Raw genomic sequence first — 17,222 nt, 5'->3', positions numbered from 1 at the left:
CATCAACTCCTTACTTTTGACCTAACATAAAATCACTAACCGCTTGATATTTTTCATCGTGACGATCATAGACTTTACCGCCATCTACAAAGACCTGCTCTGCACGAGAGTACACGCTAAACGGATTGGTGTTCCAAATTACTACATCGGCTTGTTTGCCTTGCTCAAGCGATCCAGTTTTATCCTGAATGCCTAACGATTTAGCTGCGTTCGAGGTGATCCACTTAATTGCATGCTGCTCGTTGATGTTAAAGCCAGACTGGTTAGCTGTGTTCATCACTTTTGCGGCTTCATGATTCAAGCGTTGGATTGTGGTATCTGAATCAGAATGAACTATCGCACATGAGTTTTTCACTGCATCTACAATTGCTACATTTTCCTGAACCATATCATAGGCTTCCATCTTAAAGCCCCACCAATCTGGCCACAGTGCAGCACAATTACCGTTTTCACCTAACAGATCTGCAATCTTGTATGCTTCAATACCGTGGTGGAACGTCCCTGCGTGATAACCAAACTCTTTAGACAAGTCGATCATCATTGCCATTTCTTCTGCTTTATAACAATGGTTATGGATCAAGATTTCACCATCTAGCACACCACGAAGCGTATCGAACTTGATATCACGTTTTGGTGCATCCGGATTCAATCCAGCAGCATATTCGGCTTCGTACTGTTCCCAAGCGCGCTTATATTCACCAGCTTCAACCCAAGCTTCACGATATCCTGCCATGTTACCCATACGAGTATAAGGGGCAACACCTTTGGAGCCGTATACACGCTTTGGATTCTCACCACATGCCATCTTTAACCCATATGGCGCATCTGGGAATTTCATTGCCTGCATTGTTGGTGCCGGCACATTCTTTAAGGTAACACCACGACCACCAAATAGGTTTGCAGAGCCAGGTAAGATTTGTAGCGTGGTGATCCCACCTTCTCTAGCTCGGTTAAAGCCTGGATCTTGCGGCCATACAGAATGCTCAACCCATACTTGAGAAGTATTAGGGTTAATCATTTCATTGCCATCACTGTGCGATTCTACACTTGGGCTGGGGTAAGCTCCTAAATGAGAGTGCACATCGATAATGCCAGGTGTTACCCATTTGCCTTCAGCATCAATGGTAATATCTGCCGTGACAGATAGGTCTTTACCAACTTGCTTGATTTTACCGTCAACAATAAATACATCACCTTGTTCTATTTTTTCACCCGTTCCGGTTAAAACGGTAGCATTAGTGATTAGGGTGGACTGAGAAGGTACAGGCTTGTAGGTACTTGGGTATGGGTTTTTCTCTATGGTAACTTTTTCTTTTTGTGGGCCGTTATCCTGACAGCCCATCAAAGCTGCGGCAATGCCAGCTACGACTAGGGAGGGAGCAAATTTATACATTTTTGTCATCTCTATTGTTTTTTTGTGACTTTAACTCATGCCATCGCACTTTACGCAATTATGAGTTTTAGTGACAAGTAATTACGACGAACGTCCGAACATTATAACGCATGTTGTCATCAGTGAGTAATTTAGAAAAGCCTTAGTTGCCATAACTGAATGTAAATTAGCGTCAATATTGACACGTTTTGACACATCAAGTGGCATAAGTAACAAAGAGGAAGTAAATCTAAGAATGAAGTGTTAAATTATCGATAATGGTATTTTATAGTGAAAAAAGTTTTTGCTATTTGTATCCTTAGAAACAAAATAATTTATTACTTTACAGATAGATAGAAAGCCTGCACACATTTGACATACTCTATTACATTCGGAATTACTTGATTTACAGCATTCTGCAGCAACTTTAGTAATACTAAGAACGTGTCCTAGAGATAGCCAAGGAGCTAACCATGAAACTGTTCAATTTAGTATGTGCAACCTCGCTTTTGATCGCAGGTACCGCATCTGCGGCAGACTTTGTTGCTGCGGATAATAGTAAAGCGACTAAAGTTTGTATGTCGGTAGTCAAAGACAATAAGATTCACTTGTTCCACACCATTAAAGAGAACCACCTAAAAAGACGTGTTGTAGAAGAAAAACTACACTGTAATGATATGCCAGTCGGCAAATTTGCAGCAACCTACGGATTTAATAAGGCTGCGGACTTCCTTGGTGTAGACAGTAATGTAGAAACCAGTATTAAAGACATCGCTAAACTTGATAAAAAGACCATTTTTGTCTCAGGTTCAAAGTAGCCATGTCGACATGTTTGTAAACAAAAAAGCAAGGCGTAGCAATCCCTGACTGCGCCTTTTTCTTTGTTCAGCTATACAACTGCAGCCAATAACCCAAATAGACCCCCAAAGACGCCTCCCCATACAACTAACCAACCTAAGTGAGTCTTAATCATGTTTTGTACAATCTCCTTTACCATTTTCGGCGTTAGCTCATTAAGTCGCTCATCTACCGCTTTTTCAATGGTTTGATGTAAATCATCACCGAGTAGACCGTTACTAAGCGACTCACTAATTGCAGCATCAAACTCAGGCTGTTCACCGAGCTCAACTATTGCTAATCGCATTTTCTCAATAAATGGCTCTCGCAGCGGTTGTACAGCTTCAGTCCCACCAAACATCTGCAGCATCGCACCAAATTGCGACGCATCAATGACACTTAACAAACGGTCAAACGCTGGATTTAAATCGACTTTATTGGCTATCGGCGCCAAGTCAAACTTTGGATGCTCCTTGCCGAGAAATTTTTCTAGTTTTTCTTTACTAAAAAACTCGCTCAAAATGAGCTCTCGAATCGATTCTTTAAACGATTCGAACTTAAGCGTAATAATCCCTGAACCATAGAGGAAAGGCACTTTCTCAAATAACATATGTACTGCTAACCAATTCGTCAGAGCACCAGATAGAGCAAACAATCCAACCGAAAACAACACGTCGTTTTCTAGTGCGAAGCCAGTACCTGTTAGCAGTATCGCGAGTAAATTGGTGATGATATTTTTATTCAATGTACTTCCCTTGGATAAAATGACAGACGCGATATTTTATTTTTTTTAGAAAAAGGCCTCAAGTATTTGTGATCTTGAGAATTTCAACCATATTTTAGAGTAAGTGAATATGTTGGATCTAACTTATGTGGAACAAAGTCAACCAACAAATCTCTGAATCTCTCCATGACACTTTTGAGTTTACTTCAAAGCAAACCTTAAAAAGTTATGGGTCTAAAAAACTTTATAAGATTGCAGACGATACCCATCAATTTTTGGTCAAAGTTGCTCCAATTCAGGCTTTAGAGCGATTTGAATGTGAAGCATCTAATCGTGAAAAGCTTATTCGCGACTCTGATTTCCTTGTGGCCGATACAATTACCCTAGGTACGAGTGTTGAGTTCTGCTTTATTGTGCTGGAATGGTTAGAACTTGATCATCGCAATGAAAACTGGCTTGAGTGCGGTCAAAGCCTTGCTAAAATGCACCAACGTCATGAACAGGAAATGTACGGCCTAGAAGAAGATAATTATATTCATGAGCTTCCGCAACCAAATCAATGGCACAAAAAATGGGAAGTTTTTTTTGCTGAGGAAAGAATTGGTTGGCAACTGCAATTGCTTGCTGAAAAAGGGATTACCCTCACTGATATTGATACGTTTGTGGAGCAGCTTAAGCCACTCCTTCCGCACCAAGTTCAACCGTCTCTGGTTCATGGTAATTTTTGGCATGGTAACATTGGCTTTAGCCATCAAAAACCCGTGCTATTTTCCCCAGCTTGCTATTACGGTGATAGAGAAGTTGATATTGCTATGGCTTCGTTATTCGCTCCGCTGCCAGATGACTTCTATCGTGGTTACGAGTCTATCTATCCACTCGCAGAAAATGCACATGAGCGATTAGACATTTATCGCTTATATCCTCTTTTAGTGCAAGCAAACTTGTTTGCTGGCAAGTACATACGGGACGCGGCTGAACAAGTACAAGCCCTGCTCAAATAACTGCCATATTTTCGTCACAATGCGCTATAGTTAAAAGGTATTTAGTTTGGCCAATTCAGGTGGAGGGCCAATGAAAAACCTATATCAACAACGTATTGAATGTCCGCATTGTGGACATCATATTTTTGTCAATCTTGATGCGAGTGAAGGCGATCAGGACTACTACGAAGACTGTGCTGCTTGTTGCAATCCAATACACCTAAATATGCACTTAGACCAACTGCACAATAAGCTTGAGCTTAGGGTTGATAGCGACGACGAGCAAGTGTTTTAACCAAAGCAGAAGTGCTATAGATAAAGGGCAGCTCATTTGCGAGCTGCTTATCAGGTTGGCACAACATCAGCCTGTACTTTTGGTGCCTACAGATAGACGTAAAGGGTATTACTCGGGCAAGGTACTAGTTGTGCTTCAATAGAGTTTGCTTTTTCATGTAGTTTTCAACGGTATTAATAATCGTATAGGTTTGTTGGTCAATCTCAATATTCACAGTATCTCCCACACGCATTATACCCAAATTGGTAAGCGTCAGCGTTTCAGGTATTAGGTGTAACCAAAAGCCGGTATGATCAAGCTCCCCCACAGTCAAGCTCGCACCGTTTACCGCGATAAAGCCTTTGTACATAACATACTTATGCCACACTTCTGGCAAGGCTACATGCATCCTACAATTACCTTCGTTGTGATGTATTTCACTGATATTCGCGCTTGTTTGAATATGACCTGAAATTATATGTCCGCCGAGTTCTGTACCAAATGTCATCGAGCGTTCAAAATTTACCTGCGACCCTCTTTGTACCTCACCTAGATTAGTGAGTCTCAATGTTTCATCAATCACATCAAAGCAAACTTGTCCTACCACGTCATTTTCTGGCTGTTCGAAGTGCACCACAGTTAGGCAACATCCGTTAATTGCGATACTCGCACCCAAGGTCAGCTTATCGAGGTATTCAGCACCAACAGAAATAACTAATTTTAAAATATTATCGACCTGCTTTGCCGACACCACCGTCGCTTTTGTTTGAACAATTCCTGTAAACATATCTACCCTCTTAGTTTATCCTTGAGATTGTAGCGAAATCGCAATAAGAGATGTACTTAATTTATATTGAATATCCAACTAGATAAAAATAGTTGCGACTGCTAGCCGCAAAATTTTGCTTAAAACAAAGCACTAAAATAAACTAACGTTTTTACGCCTTAAGTAGTATCTCACCATGAATTTTTCAACTTGGGAAGCCAGACGCTTGCTTCAACTTGCGATCCCCGTTTTTCTCGCTCAAGTTACTTTAGTCTTAATGACCGTCGTTGATACGATGATGGCAGGTCAAGTCAGTGCTGAAGACTTAGCTGCTCTTTCTATTGCTACGGGTGTTTGGAACCCTTTGATTTTTAGTTTACAAGGGATCTTACTTGCACTTACGAGTATTGTTGCGCATTGCCATGGTGCTAATGACACCGCAGGGATCAAACGATTTTTCCAGCAAAGCTTGTATCTTGCTTTAGCGCTTTTTACCGTTGGTTTGGTTTTAGCGAACTTTACTTCTATGGTTTTTTCAAATATAGGAGCAAGTGAGAATGTTCAGACCCTCGCTCAAGGCTATATTGATTTTGTGAAATGGGGTCTATTGGGCTTTTTGATCTTCACGGTATACCGCAATGTCACCGAAGGGGTTGGGCAAACAAAGCCTGCTTTTTACATCAGCATTGTTGGTCTTTGTATCAATGTCGTTGCTAACTATATTTTTATCTATGGTAAATTTGGTGCGCCAGCGCTTGGTAGTGCGGGCTGTGGCCTCGCTACATCTATCGTGCTTTGGTCAATGGCAATTGCACAGTGGGTATATAGCTTGAAGAGTAAACACATAGATGGAAAGGCCCTAATCAGCGGTTTTACTAAACCAAGTCTATCTATGATGAAATATGTTGCAGCACTTGGCTTTCCAATTGCATTGGCAACCTTCTTTGAAGTTACGCTATTCGCGTGCATTCCTTTATTTATTGCAGATCTAGGTCCTATTTCCGTATCTGGTCACCAAATTGCTGCCAGCGTCACTACTATGCTGTTTATGATGCCTTTAAGTTTGTCGATGGCTATTGCAATACGGATCGGTAATCTAACTGGACAAGGAGCCTTAAACCAACTCAAACTTTCAGTGAATACCGCGTTTCTTTTGGCCACCTTAATTGCACTATTTGTCGCACTCATTACGTATATAGGAAGAGATCGGATTGTTTGGCTCTATACCAACAATACTGAAGTAGCCGCTCTTGCAACCAGCATTATGGTACTGGCTTGTTTATATCAATTACCCGATGCATTACAAGTCTCAGCAAATGGTGTGTTAAGGGGGCTCAAATATACTAAACCAATATCTTGGGTTACCTTTGTATCATATTGGCTAATTGGGTTTTCGTTAGGCTATGTATTAGCAAAGACCGATTTAATAACGCCTGCGATGGGTCCTCAAGGCTTTTGGATTGGTATCATTATTGGCTTGAGTACGGCGGCAGTATTATTGGTGACATGCGTAAACAAACGGGTGAAATTTGAGATTAATCAAGCGAATAGCTAGTACGCTAATACTTTCTACTTTGGTCGGCTGCAGCAAGCAGCCGAGCGATATTGCTGTTGAATATCAACAACGTTTGGCGAGCGCGACTGACATAGAGGTGGTACACACAGCACCACTTTACAATCCGGAGGTACAAAAAGTACCATTGCCGACAAGTGAGCTAACTATCTCTATGTTAGACATCGTGACCGCTGGACACTGCAAAGTCACAAATCTCGTCGCTGCGCACAATAATCAATTAGGGAAAGTTAGTTACCCAAGCGAACGCTTGAAATACAACATCTTATTTATCCAACAAGCGCCTCACTGCATTCAGCACCCAAACACAAGCGACGAGCTGCAACAAACATTAACTCAAGCAGTTCAGGAAAAGAAACAACAGCTTCCACGTTACTTTCTTCATATGATGACATTTGAAAGAGAATTGGCAAGTTTGAGTTTGTTACTCGCTGAAGAGGTGCCGCTAGAGCTGCCAGCAGCCCACAGCAACATGCTAGAGGCCGTTAACGAGCTTGCAGAGCTAGTAATAAACATGGATACGCCAGAAAATCTCAGTCCAACTACACTCACACCCGCTATAAAAGTGCTTTCTCAGCGATTTATCTCATCTTTGGTGACGAGCGTTCGTAAACAGACTCAGCTGAATAATGCGACTACAAGCCAATTACAACAACTTAGGCTGAGAGATGGCCTTTGCAAAAGTGGCGGAAATAAAAAGCAGGCAGAGATCATAAACAATATCTTCAACAAATATTATTTATCCATTCTTCAGCCTTATCAGGCGATGCTCTCTCTTTCTATGGAAGAGTTGATCTCAGCCTGGCAACCTATCCACCTATTGTATCAAAATAATAACGTTGTCGACCCGCTCACGCTTCAACAACACTTGGATAACCTTAAAGATTCTGCGAAAGCACACGTAAAATGGTGGCAAAAATTTTACGAGCTGTGTGAAATCCCTCCAGTATGAACAAAAAAAAGGCAAACAATCAAAAAATTACTGAAAGCCGCTTGATCCGTTAGCTGAGTCACTATATATTACAACGCGTTGACAGGCACAGACCTGAAAACAATTAATACGAAAATGTTATTGTACGACCGTAGCTCAGTTGGTTAGAGCACTACCTTGACATGGTAGGGGTCGGTGGTTCGAATCCACTCGGTCGTACCAAATCTTATAATACAACCGTAGCTCAGTTGGTTAGAGCACTACCTTGACATGGTAGGGGTCGGTGGTTCGAATCCACTCGGTTGTACCACTCTACAATATTTACTATCTAGTTAAATCCAAAAAGAAAAAGCATTGCCTACTCGTTATAACCCGCGCAAAGAGTCGATAATTCGGATCCACTCGGTTGTACCAATTTTAAATCTTTATAATTCAACTAAAGTCGAAAAAGATAGCACTTTCTCCACTATAATCAGGTCTATATTAAATTATTTCATTAGCATGATAAGTAAAAAAGGTACAGAGTAGTAGATTAACCTTCAGGCTTTGGGGTAGGAACAGTGAAAAGGAATTTAGCATACGATGGCCTACGTGGCTGGCTGCTAATTATTATTGCCTGTAACCATTTATATGGTCACTTCGTCCCTCAACTCACTAGAGCACCCTTAGGTTTTGTAACAGCGGCTGAGGGTTTCGTATTCTTGTCTGGATTTGTCGCATATCTTGTCTACGGAAGGCTAAGCAGTAATAAAACACAGCTTCAACGCAAAGCATGGCAGCGCTGTTTAACCATATATGGATTTCATATTACAGCCATTACCATCAGTTTCATATTCGTTTGGATATTTCCGTTTTATATCCAACAGTGGACAGGTTTTTTTAATGCAGAAAATTGGTTCAACAACCCCTTTCAAAGTTATATTTCGGCTATTTTATTGCTTGAACACCCAGGTTATCATGACATACTTATCTTATATCTTGTGCCAATGATATTTCTGCCTTTTGCAATACTTGCTATAAATCGTGGCCAACTTTGGTTAGTCGCAACATCTTCTGTCCTTATATGGCTTTTATCGCAACACGTCACAATTCAGCCTTTAGCTGGTCCATTTAACGTTATATTTTCCGATATCACAATCAATGTGAGCTACTTTGACCCTTTAGCGTGGCAAATATACTTTTATATGGGTTTTATTCTAAGCTACCTAAAACACCATAAAGGCTATTCTTTTGATTTTCCCATTGCCGTACGGATATGCTTGCTCACATGTATCACCGCTCTGTTTATTACTAAATATTGGTTTCCAGCACTGATGGAGCCGTATCTCTTAGGAAGTGGTAACGCCTCGGTAGTTTATCAATTGAGTTTATTATTAGCCGTTTACCTGTTTATGTTATTAAACCGACGTATACCGAGGCTCTTTACGCTGAAGTATCCCGTATTTTTAGGGCAACATGCGTTACCCGTATTTGCTTTCCATACCGTAGTCATTTATTTTCTGCAGCCTTGGAGCCAGACTTACACAACGCAAACTTGGTATTGGGATTTACTCATCTGCATATTTTTCATTGGGTTACTTGCGATACCTGCAAGACTTGACCAAATATGGCGTTCCAGCAATCGAAGAAACCAACTTGGAGTACAGAGCAAGGCAGCGTAAATGCGTAGTGTTTGGGAAGATTCAGTCTTTATCCACTGTGAACTTCTTTGTCATTCCTTGACTCGCTGGAGATACAAGGCGGTAACCCAGTTTTTTATAAAAAGCAGGCTCGTCCGCAATCATTGAAACATAAGAGCCCGGCAAAACATTTGTTGCTAAGTAACCATCAACATATTCCATTACTGTACGCCCTAATCCCTGCCCTTGATAAAGCGGATTGACAGCAACATCGACAACCTCAAAATTACAACCTCCGTCTCCAACCACCCGGCCCATCGCCACAAGTTGTTCGTTATGTCGAATTGCAACCCCGTATAATGAGTTAGGTAGTCCCCTTGTGGCTGCTTCTAGAGATTTTGCAGATAATCCAGAGGCTATTCGCAAATCACAATATTCCTCAGGGCAAGGTACTTTCTCTTCAATTTTGAACGTCAAAATATTCACTCCTCTAATCACTAAGAGTGATAGAACAACAACTGTATAAATAAACAGTCAACTAACTCTAACTATCACCTTCCCGAGGTTCTGGTTGTGTTCGAGAATATCGTGGGCTTGCTCAATTTCATCCCAATATAACTCCTTATATATTGGTATCTTCATCGTCTTATCCGACAGGTCCGAGCCAAACTCATTCAGAAAATCTTTCACTAATTCCCTTTTATAGTCCAAAGAGCGATTTCTTAACGTACTTCCGTGCAAGTTAAACCTTTTCGCGAGTAACTTGGCAAAGTCTAGTTCTGTATATCTTCCACCTAGCATAGCGAGCATCACACAGTGACAATCCATTGCTGCAACTCTTAGGTTCGCTCTGAGGTATTCACCACCGACTGGATCAACAATGATATTTGCTTTCAAACCAAGTTTTTTCATTTCTTCAGCAAAATCACAGTCTAAATAATTAATAGTGTGATCTGCACCCAGAGACTTTGCGTACTCGGCCTTTTCCTTGCTACTTTGGGTCGTAATGACCGTTGCACCTAGCCTTTTTGCAATCCTTATGGCAGCACTGCCAACACCCGAAGCTCCGCCATGGCATAGTAAAACCCCATTAGAATTTAGCTGCCCAGTTCGCACAATCGCATCATAGGCCGTAAGATATACTTCTGCTAAGCCTGCCGCATAGCTCAATGACAAGCCTTCGGTTAACGGCATGAGTAATTCACTTTGTGCAACCACGTACTCAGCATAGCCGCCTCCAGAGGTTAAACAGAACACTTGATCACCAAGTAAATGTTCAAACTCAGGAGACGCCACTTGAACTATCGTTCCAGACACTTCCAGACCCAATATCTCACTATCGCCTTCAGGTGCAGGGTATCTCCCTTGTTTTTGCAAAATGTCAGCTCTATTAACCCCAAACGCATGCACTTTGATTAGCACTTGCTTTGCACTCAATGTTGGTGTTTCGGTGTACTGGATTTGAAGCTGAGAAGATGCGTGACTGATATAACGCATCTTCTTTGGGATCACTGAACTTTTTTCCATACTTCCTTCTCGACGAACTTACCATCTTCATACAGTTCATGATGCCATAAATTACCATCAATCTTGTAGCTGAATGACATCGTTCGACCGAGTAAGGTAGTAACATTTCCATATTCATAGGTTTCAATAAATCTATCTCCCTCTATTTTGTAACTCCCCCCACCAGCGTATTTAAACTTTCCTTCGCTTTGCGTAATGTAGCTGTGGTGAGCCTCAGTAATTAACTTTATCGACGTCAAGCTCGGCGCTTGCGCTGATACAATGCCATCTGGGGTGGCATATTTTCCCTCAACAAACTCCCAAGTACCTAAAAGTGGGTTTGCCAAAGCAACAGGACTCAATAACAATAAACTAAGTGCGGTGACTTTCATCTTATTACCTTTTAACGTTGTTTTACTCAGTTTTACATAATCACCCAACCAGGTCAGTTGAGATAATCTCAACATCAAGAATGAAATAATGCGTTCTCAGGTCTACTTACGAAGTAACCCTTGTAGAGAAAATAATGAAATTATTAATGCTAATACTGTCGTTCAATTTAATTGTATCTACACAGGCAGCCGAAATTGAAATCGAATATAAGGGCTGGATAAGTAGCAGCGATAAACAACATGTGGAAACTTGGCCAAAGCGCGGTGTTGAAACAACAGAGCATACCTTGGGAGCACTACAACAGCAGACGCTTCCATTTATTATTGAACCGAACTTATTCGCATCTGAGCCAGTGCCATGGGGTACGGTTCAACGTGGCGAACCCGATGCTATTCTACTCCAAATCAAACGATTTACCTCAAGCCTAGTGCTGATTAAAGATTGGACCTTGTACCATGAAATTGCTCACCTTTATCATCCTTTGCTTGACCACTCAGATTTCTGGCTTGCAGAGGGACTTGCTACCTATTTACAAAATGTCATTATGCTAGAGAACAATATTTTTAATGTTGGGGAGTTTCATACAAGATTAATTTCAGGGCTCAGCCGAGGCGCAAAAAATACGCTAATGAATAAAGGGTCACTTAAAAGAGTGAGCGAACATATGTGGTCATTAAACGCGCAACAAAGAGTCTATTGGAGTGGAGTTGCATTCTTTATAGAAGCAGAAATTGCACTACAGGATATGGGCAACAAGAATACTATCAGAACGCTTATTTCCTTATTTCAGCAGTGCTGTAAAAACAGTGTAATATCGGGAGACAAAAACAGTGGACGTTTATTTATTGCGAGCCTAGATAAACTATCCAAAACCACCATATTTTCCAATCTATATGCTAACTATAAGCAGCGGGAGGATTTCCCTAACTTAAGTAAAACTCAAATCTACAGTCTGCAGCCATTAAGATAAAGTGTTTTATGGCATCCTTGAACGGTCACTCTATCCGCTGTAAATATTTATAAGGCGTAGAAAACTAAGCTTGTTTGGTTTGCTGCTTTTCTGACTCAATAGCGGCTGTCATTGCGCCAAGTAATTCAGTTAGCTGTACTTCTACACACTCGAGTTGTTTATTCTTCAGCTTAACATCCAACTCGTTTGCGATTTTATGAATATCAATACAATCAAACATCGCAGCAGTGCCTTTAATCGCGTGAACTGTTTTTGCTAACGCATCGTAATCCTGATACTTAGCTTGATTCTTGATCTGAATGATTTGCTCATGCAGCCCAGAAATATACTGTTGCTTTAACTGATAAAATTCAGCTTCGGGCAGATCAACTTCCTCATCGACTTGGATATCCAAATAATAGGCTATTTTTTGACTGAACACGACTCTATCGATAGGTTTTGCGAGATGATCACTAAATCCAAGTTTTAAATAACGCTCAATTTCATGCTGCATGGTGTTGGCAGTTAATGCAATCACAGGCGTGCTACACCCCGTAGCCTGAATAAAGCTAAACGCCTGCTCACCATCCATTACCGGCATTTGAATATCCATTAATATCAAATCGAAATCACTATCTAGTACCGCCTGTACCGCTAGCTGACCATTTTCAACCGCCGTCACAGATAAGCCCATACGCTCTAAAATACGCTTAATAAGCTTACTATTGTCTGTGTTATCTTCAGCTAATAACACTTCACCTTTAAGCTCTTGATTTATTTCATCTGGTATTGTGCCTTGTTCACGAACATCGCCAATTTGAGCGAGACTTTGCACCCACTTTGTTTTCTCGGTGGTATATAGGCCAACAGTAAGAGTAAAGGCAGTACCTGAACCTACCTCACTTTCTACCGAAATATCACCATCTAACTTTCTCGCTAAGCTTTTGGAAATATTTAGTCCAAGCCCTGTCCCACCATATTTCCTTGATGTGGAAGAATCGGCTTGATAAAACGCACTAAATAATTCTTTTTGCTCATCCGCTGTCATTCCTATCCCGGTATCTCGTACCGTGATCATAAGGCGCTCGTTTTGACACGCCACATCAATCGAGATTTTACCAACCGTCGTAAACTTCATTGCGTTAGATGTGAGATTTAGTAATATCTGCCGCAATCGAGTGGGATCAATAACCACAAAATCAGGCAGTGGAAAGTGATAATTCAATGCAAACTCAAGCCCTTTATCTCTAATTTGCTTACCCAATAACGAATCGACATGCGCAATTGCTTGAAAAAGGTTTGACTCCACCAACTCAACTTCTAGTTTATTAGCCTCAATTTTAGACATATCCAAAATGTCATTAATTAGTCCAAGTACATGACGCGAGTTTTGTAAAATAACAGAGATTGCGTGATTACGCTCATGCGGCTTGATATCTCCGAGCATAATGCCATCGGCATAACCAATAATTGACGTCATTGGTGTTCTTATTTCATGGCTCATGTTCGCCAAAAATCGACTTTTTGCCTCACTAGCATCTCTAAGCTCTGAGGCCACCTGCTCTAACTCATAAGTACGTTTTAACACCTTTGCTTCAAGGTTTTTATTGAGCTCTATATTTTCTTCACTGGTTATTCTAAATTTGTCCGCAACCGCAAAAGCCAACAGTAATGCATCAAGCGCAGTACCTAGTAAACCATAAAGATATAAGTTACTCGACGATTCAGGCAGCAAACTTAAGTTAGTTAAATTGCCCACCATATTGGGGATCGCCATTGCGATATATGCCATCACAAAATAACGAGCTGGTTTAAAGCCCTCAACCCAGCGCTTAATGCCGACAAATAGTCCGAAACAGAGTGCTAATCCCGTTACCAATGTTGCCCAAATAAAGCCAAAACCTGGGAAAAGAATACAAAACGGTAGTCCAAGAGCAGCTATCACTCCAAGCCAGATAGAAATCGACACATAGTTTGGATGAACATCCTTGAGTTTTAAAAGATGGATATAAAATAACGCGTTGGTTAATGGCGCAAGCGCAAAACCTAACCAATGCAAGTTTGCAGAGTAAAATCCAAATAGCTCGTCGGGAATATGAAAGAAATGGCTCCATGCAAATACCCACACACAAGTGAATAATGCGTAATAAAAATGAGTGATATCTTTCGAGCCGATGTAGATTAATAAGTTATATAGCCCAAGAACAATGCCGACACCAAAACAAAGCGTCATGATAAGGTTTTCATAGACCACTTCCTGCTGAAAATCTCTCAGAGGCTCAATGGTCAATTTTACAGGAGTGTAAAAGAAATCACTCTCGAAGAGCGTAACGATATAATAATCTTGGTTCGGTTCTAACGTGACTTGATTACCATAATGAAATGCAAATTCATTTTCGACCTTGCCCCCAGAAAAAACTCGCAAGACCGTTTCTGGTGTATATATCCTCGACTCAATTTTGCTCAATACCGTATTGTATGGATAGAGCACAAATTCATTCAATGGCGTTTCATTTCTGACTTTAGTCACCAAGAAATAACGACCAGAAAACAGTGCTCTCTTCTTTAGTGGCTCATGAATAGATTCCCATGCACTCAACTCATCCCAGCTTTGAGGAAACCTTGTACTAGAACTTGCCTCATAAGCCTTTCCAACATGATGTAAATTTTGATATTGCCAAGGCTGCGTCAATTTCAACACAGCCTGATCTGCATAGGCGAAACTAGAAAACAGAATTATGCTGAAAATGATCAGTAGTAAACGCATTCTAGCCAGTTACCTTAGTAAAGTTACCTGTGGTTCGGTATTTGATCTGCAAGTTTTCTACCCCCAAGTCAGGTGACTTATCTCTATATAGTGCTCAAAAAAATCAAAAGCGATATGTTACATCCATGCCTATCCTTCTCCCCTCACCTTTAAAGTCTTCCAACATTCCCAAAAAGCTACTTAGGTCAAATTTAAGATGGCTATACTCTTTATCTAGAAGATTTTTACCCCAAATACCTAACTGCCAGTCTCTATACTCCACCTGTAGATTGGCATTCCAAAGCATATAACTGGGCTGCTTAGCATAGGGAGATTCGTTTTGGTCAAAGTAATATTCGCTTTGATAATCAAATGCTATTCTACTTTTTATACTAACTTCATCCCAATTAAATGCATAATTTATTTGTCCAGAGATATTCCATTCGGATGTAAACGGTAAGCGATTGTCGGTCAATACAACGCCAACTGGATCAATAAATTCCTCAAAGTTAGCTTCAGGTATATACCCTATATCCAAGCCTATCTGAGTTTGCTCCGATAGATACCAAGTGTTTTCTATTTCAGCACCATAGATTTTTGACTTACCTATGTTTTCAAGTAACTGATAAGGCGGTGCTCCAGGTACTTCTGAAGCCTGATTCATAAATACCTGTTGGTCTTTATAATCATAGTAAAAAGCGGCCAAATTTGTACGAAGTTTAAGCTCATTAAATAACAGCTTTGCTCCTATTTCATGGGCGATTAGTTCTTCGGGGCCATAACTTGCCTGTATCGCGGCATCCTTCGAAATAAGGAAGCCACCGTTATAGCCGCCGCTTTTTGCACCATTAGATAAACTATAATAAACACTTTTATCTGGTTTAACTTTATGGATAACTGACAACTTTCCAGACAAATTACTATCGGACTCTTTTCCCTCAATGTCGTAGGCAGGGACTAAAATGCCAGCGAGGTTATCTCCAAACGGTACATTGAGGTATGAGAAAGAGTCATAATTTACCTTTTCATCACTGTACCTTACTCCTACAAGTACATCTGTATGTTCACTGATTTCATATTCATATTGGCCAAACAAAGCCATTGATTTTACTTTGATATCATTGTCATAGAAAAAGGTTGCCGCACTTGCACCATTAGGGGTTCCCCTAAAATCACGTAATAGGTCATTGAAATTATCTTGGTAAATACGCTCTTCTAGTTGAAATAAGCCTACCGTCAGAAATCCGGTTTCCATACTTTGCTCAAACCTAAGCTCATTCACCAGCTTTTCATTTTTAAGCCCTAACTCACCTTCACATAATGAAAATGGACTTCCATCACAATTAAATCCATGTATCCTATCTAAGCGATTGAAAGCCCCAAGATAAATAAGTTGAGACCGGTCATCCAGTGCATACGCGATCTCTGTTGTAACACCTTTGCTTATACTGTGATGTTTTTGATAATTATTGACCCGCACAGCCCAAAAATCGTCGCTGCCAATATTAAAACCAAGCGCATCAACGCAGTTGCTAGTGCCCGCTTGCGCTGGAGAACATAATGAACCATCCAAAGGGTTTGAGAATAATCCGATATTCCCGACCGGCTGAACCAGTCCATTCCAATGACCATAATCTAATTTCACAAAAACACTGAACTTATCAAACTCGCCAAAATAACTTAGTCGAACATCATTTTGTTCCATATACGCCTCAGGAGCGTCAGGCTGGAGGTTATAAGTTGTGTACTCATAGTTATTGTGGCTTGCGGCAAGTCGCACCGCGCTATTTTGATCTAGGCTATAGTTGAGCATCGTACGTGCTCTTGTTAAAGAATCCGAACCGACCCCCACACTGACAGAAGCAAAATTACCATCTGTTGGGCGCGCCGTGCGCACTAAAATTGCCCCCCCAGTGGTATTTCTACCAAAAAGTGTACCTTGTGGACCTTTCAATACTTCTACTTGCTCAACATCAAACAAGTTAATGATTTGATTATTCGCAGACCCAACAGATATACCATCTAAATACACCCCAACCGGAGAAGTGTTGGCCGTATTGTAATCGACAAGTCCGACACCTCGAATGCTGACCGCTGGAGGCGTGCCCTCAGCTGCATTTTGACTGATTTTTACATTCGCAACTAAACTACCCAGTTCGGTCGTATCTTTCAGTGCCGCGTCAGTGATGACTTGTCCGGATATGGGTTTAACAGCGATAGCAACATCATTGATAGATTGCTTTCTTTTTTGGGCGTATACCTCAATGACTTCGATTTCTTCTTCGACTTGTGCTGACGTTTCCATCGAAACTACTGAGAGTAATGTTAGTGTTATCGTATTTAACAGCACATTTGGATGTGGCATAGTTTGAATCCCGAGCTATATCATGCAATTGCACTATCAGTATAGCTGAATTAAAAAGACCCCCAAACAAATGAACCCGATTACCTTTTTAAGGTTCAAGTTATCGTTCATAACGCATACAAATTATACCCAGATGGGATTTAAGCCCTGCAAATTGCAAGGCTTGAAATGTAGTTGGGCTACTCCG

15 protein-coding genes and 2 tRNA genes are annotated in these 17,222 nt (G+C 40.9%); 9 read left to right on the top strand and 8 right to left on the bottom strand.

The genetic code is table 11. The features are described from left to right. Positions 1-10 precede the first annotated feature (10 nt). Positions 11-1,393 carry an amidohydrolase gene (locus tag EXT47_RS07615; protein ID WP_039495710.1) on the bottom strand — a complete coding sequence of 461 codons (1,383 nt, stop codon included), beginning with the start codon at positions 1,391-1,393 and terminating at the stop codon, positions 11-13. 452 nt (positions 1,394-1,845) lie between these two features. Here EXT47_RS07615 and EXT47_RS07610 point away from each other — a divergent pair, with 452 nt between their 5' ends. Further along, positions 1,846-2,190, top strand: coding sequence for a DUF3718 domain-containing protein (locus EXT47_RS07610; protein ID WP_039495709.1), 345 nt, complete (start codon positions 1,846-1,848; stop codon positions 2,188-2,190). A 71-nt stretch (positions 2,191-2,261) separates the two neighbouring features. On the opposite strand, the gene EXT47_RS07605 is transcribed toward EXT47_RS07610, so the two are convergent. Then, positions 2,262-2,954: a DUF445 domain-containing protein gene (locus tag EXT47_RS07605; RefSeq protein ID WP_130126228.1), complete on the bottom strand. Its 693-nt coding sequence runs from the start codon at positions 2,952-2,954 to the stop codon at positions 2,262-2,264. A gap of 125 nt (positions 2,955-3,079) precedes the next feature. Here EXT47_RS07605 and EXT47_RS07600 point away from each other — a divergent pair, with 125 nt between their 5' ends. After that, positions 3,080-3,934: a fructosamine kinase family protein gene (locus EXT47_RS07600; protein ID WP_039495706.1), complete on the top strand. Its 855-nt coding sequence runs from the start codon at positions 3,080-3,082 to the stop codon at positions 3,932-3,934. A gap of 70 nt (positions 3,935-4,004) precedes the next feature. Next, positions 4,005-4,208 carry a CPXCG motif-containing cysteine-rich protein gene (locus EXT47_RS07595; protein ID WP_039495704.1) on the top strand — a complete coding sequence of 68 codons (204 nt, stop codon included), beginning with the start codon at positions 4,005-4,007 and terminating at the stop codon, positions 4,206-4,208. A gap of 124 nt (positions 4,209-4,332) precedes the next feature. On the opposite strand, the gene EXT47_RS07590 is transcribed toward EXT47_RS07595, so the two are convergent. Beyond that, a complete protein-coding gene (locus tag EXT47_RS07590) occupies positions 4,333-4,974 on the bottom strand; it encodes a riboflavin synthase (protein ID WP_039495702.1) in 642 nt (213 codons plus the stop codon). A 175-nt stretch (positions 4,975-5,149) separates the two neighbouring features. Here EXT47_RS07590 and EXT47_RS07585 point away from each other — a divergent pair, with 175 nt between their 5' ends. From EXT47_RS07585 to opgC, 5 genes are all read left to right on the top strand, one after another. Next, positions 5,150-6,508, top strand: a complete 1,359-nt coding sequence (locus tag EXT47_RS07585; RefSeq protein WP_130126227.1) for an MATE family efflux transporter — start codon at positions 5,150-5,152, stop codon at positions 6,506-6,508. Beyond that, positions 6,483-7,478 (top strand): DUF3080 family protein, encoded by a 996-nt coding sequence (locus EXT47_RS07580; RefSeq protein WP_130126226.1) that lies wholly within the window; start codon positions 6,483-6,485, stop codon positions 7,476-7,478. The genes EXT47_RS07585 and EXT47_RS07580 overlap by 26 nt, the downstream gene beginning before the upstream one ends. Before the next feature lie 124 nt (positions 7,479-7,602). Then, positions 7,603-7,679: transfer RNA gene (locus tag EXT47_RS07575), tRNA-Val, on the top strand. 11 nt (positions 7,680-7,690) lie between these two features. Continuing rightward, positions 7,691-7,767: transfer RNA gene (locus EXT47_RS07570), tRNA-Val, on the top strand. 250 nt (positions 7,768-8,017) lie between these two features. Continuing rightward, on the top strand, positions 8,018-9,118 hold the full coding sequence (opgC, locus tag EXT47_RS07565) for an OpgC domain-containing protein (protein WP_130126225.1): 1,101 nt from the start codon (positions 8,018-8,020) through the stop codon (positions 9,116-9,118). Between the two features lie 21 nt (positions 9,119-9,139). On the opposite strand, the gene EXT47_RS07560 is transcribed toward opgC, so the two are convergent. Genes EXT47_RS07560 through EXT47_RS07550 form a run of 3 tightly spaced genes read right to left on the bottom strand, consistent with a single transcriptional unit; the run spans position 9,140 to position 10,974 of the window. Then, on the bottom strand, positions 9,140-9,553 hold the full coding sequence (locus EXT47_RS07560) for a GNAT family N-acetyltransferase (RefSeq protein ID WP_130126224.1): 414 nt from the start codon (positions 9,551-9,553) through the stop codon (positions 9,140-9,142). Positions 9,554-9,610: 57 nt separating this feature from the next. Next, a complete protein-coding gene (locus tag EXT47_RS07555) occupies positions 9,611-10,603 on the bottom strand; it encodes an NAD(P)H-quinone oxidoreductase (protein ID WP_130126223.1) in 993 nt (330 codons plus the stop codon). Then, complete coding sequence (locus EXT47_RS07550; protein WP_130126222.1) at positions 10,585-10,974, bottom strand: hypothetical protein; 390 nt, start codon at positions 10,972-10,974, stop codon at positions 10,585-10,587. Before EXT47_RS07550 ends, EXT47_RS07555 begins: the two co-directional genes overlap by 19 nt. A 134-nt stretch (positions 10,975-11,108) precedes the next feature. Here EXT47_RS07550 and EXT47_RS07545 point away from each other — a divergent pair, with 134 nt between their 5' ends. Beyond that, positions 11,109-11,945: a hypothetical protein gene (locus EXT47_RS07545; protein WP_130126221.1), complete on the top strand. Its 837-nt coding sequence runs from the start codon at positions 11,109-11,111 to the stop codon at positions 11,943-11,945. 64 nt (positions 11,946-12,009) lie between these two features. Here the strand turns inward: EXT47_RS07545 and EXT47_RS07540 are convergent, their stop codons facing one another. Continuing rightward, positions 12,010-14,691 (bottom strand): ATP-binding protein, encoded by a 2,682-nt coding sequence (locus EXT47_RS07540; protein ID WP_130126220.1) that lies wholly within the window; start codon positions 14,689-14,691, stop codon positions 12,010-12,012. A gap of 103 nt (positions 14,692-14,794) precedes the next feature. Continuing rightward, entirely contained in the window at positions 14,795-17,035 is a 2,241-nt protein-coding gene (locus EXT47_RS07535; RefSeq protein WP_130126219.1) for a TonB-dependent receptor, read from the bottom strand. Between the last annotated feature and the right edge of the window lie 187 nt (positions 17,036-17,222).

Origin of the sequence: Pseudoalteromonas sp. CO342X (assembly GCF_004208915.1) — a bacterium.
In the GTDB taxonomy this organism is placed as follows: domain Bacteria; phylum Pseudomonadota; class Gammaproteobacteria; order Enterobacterales; family Alteromonadaceae; genus Pseudoalteromonas; species Pseudoalteromonas maricaloris.
The sequence above is the reverse complement of the archived record's forward strand: the minus strand, read 5'-3'. Positions and strand labels throughout refer to the sequence as shown.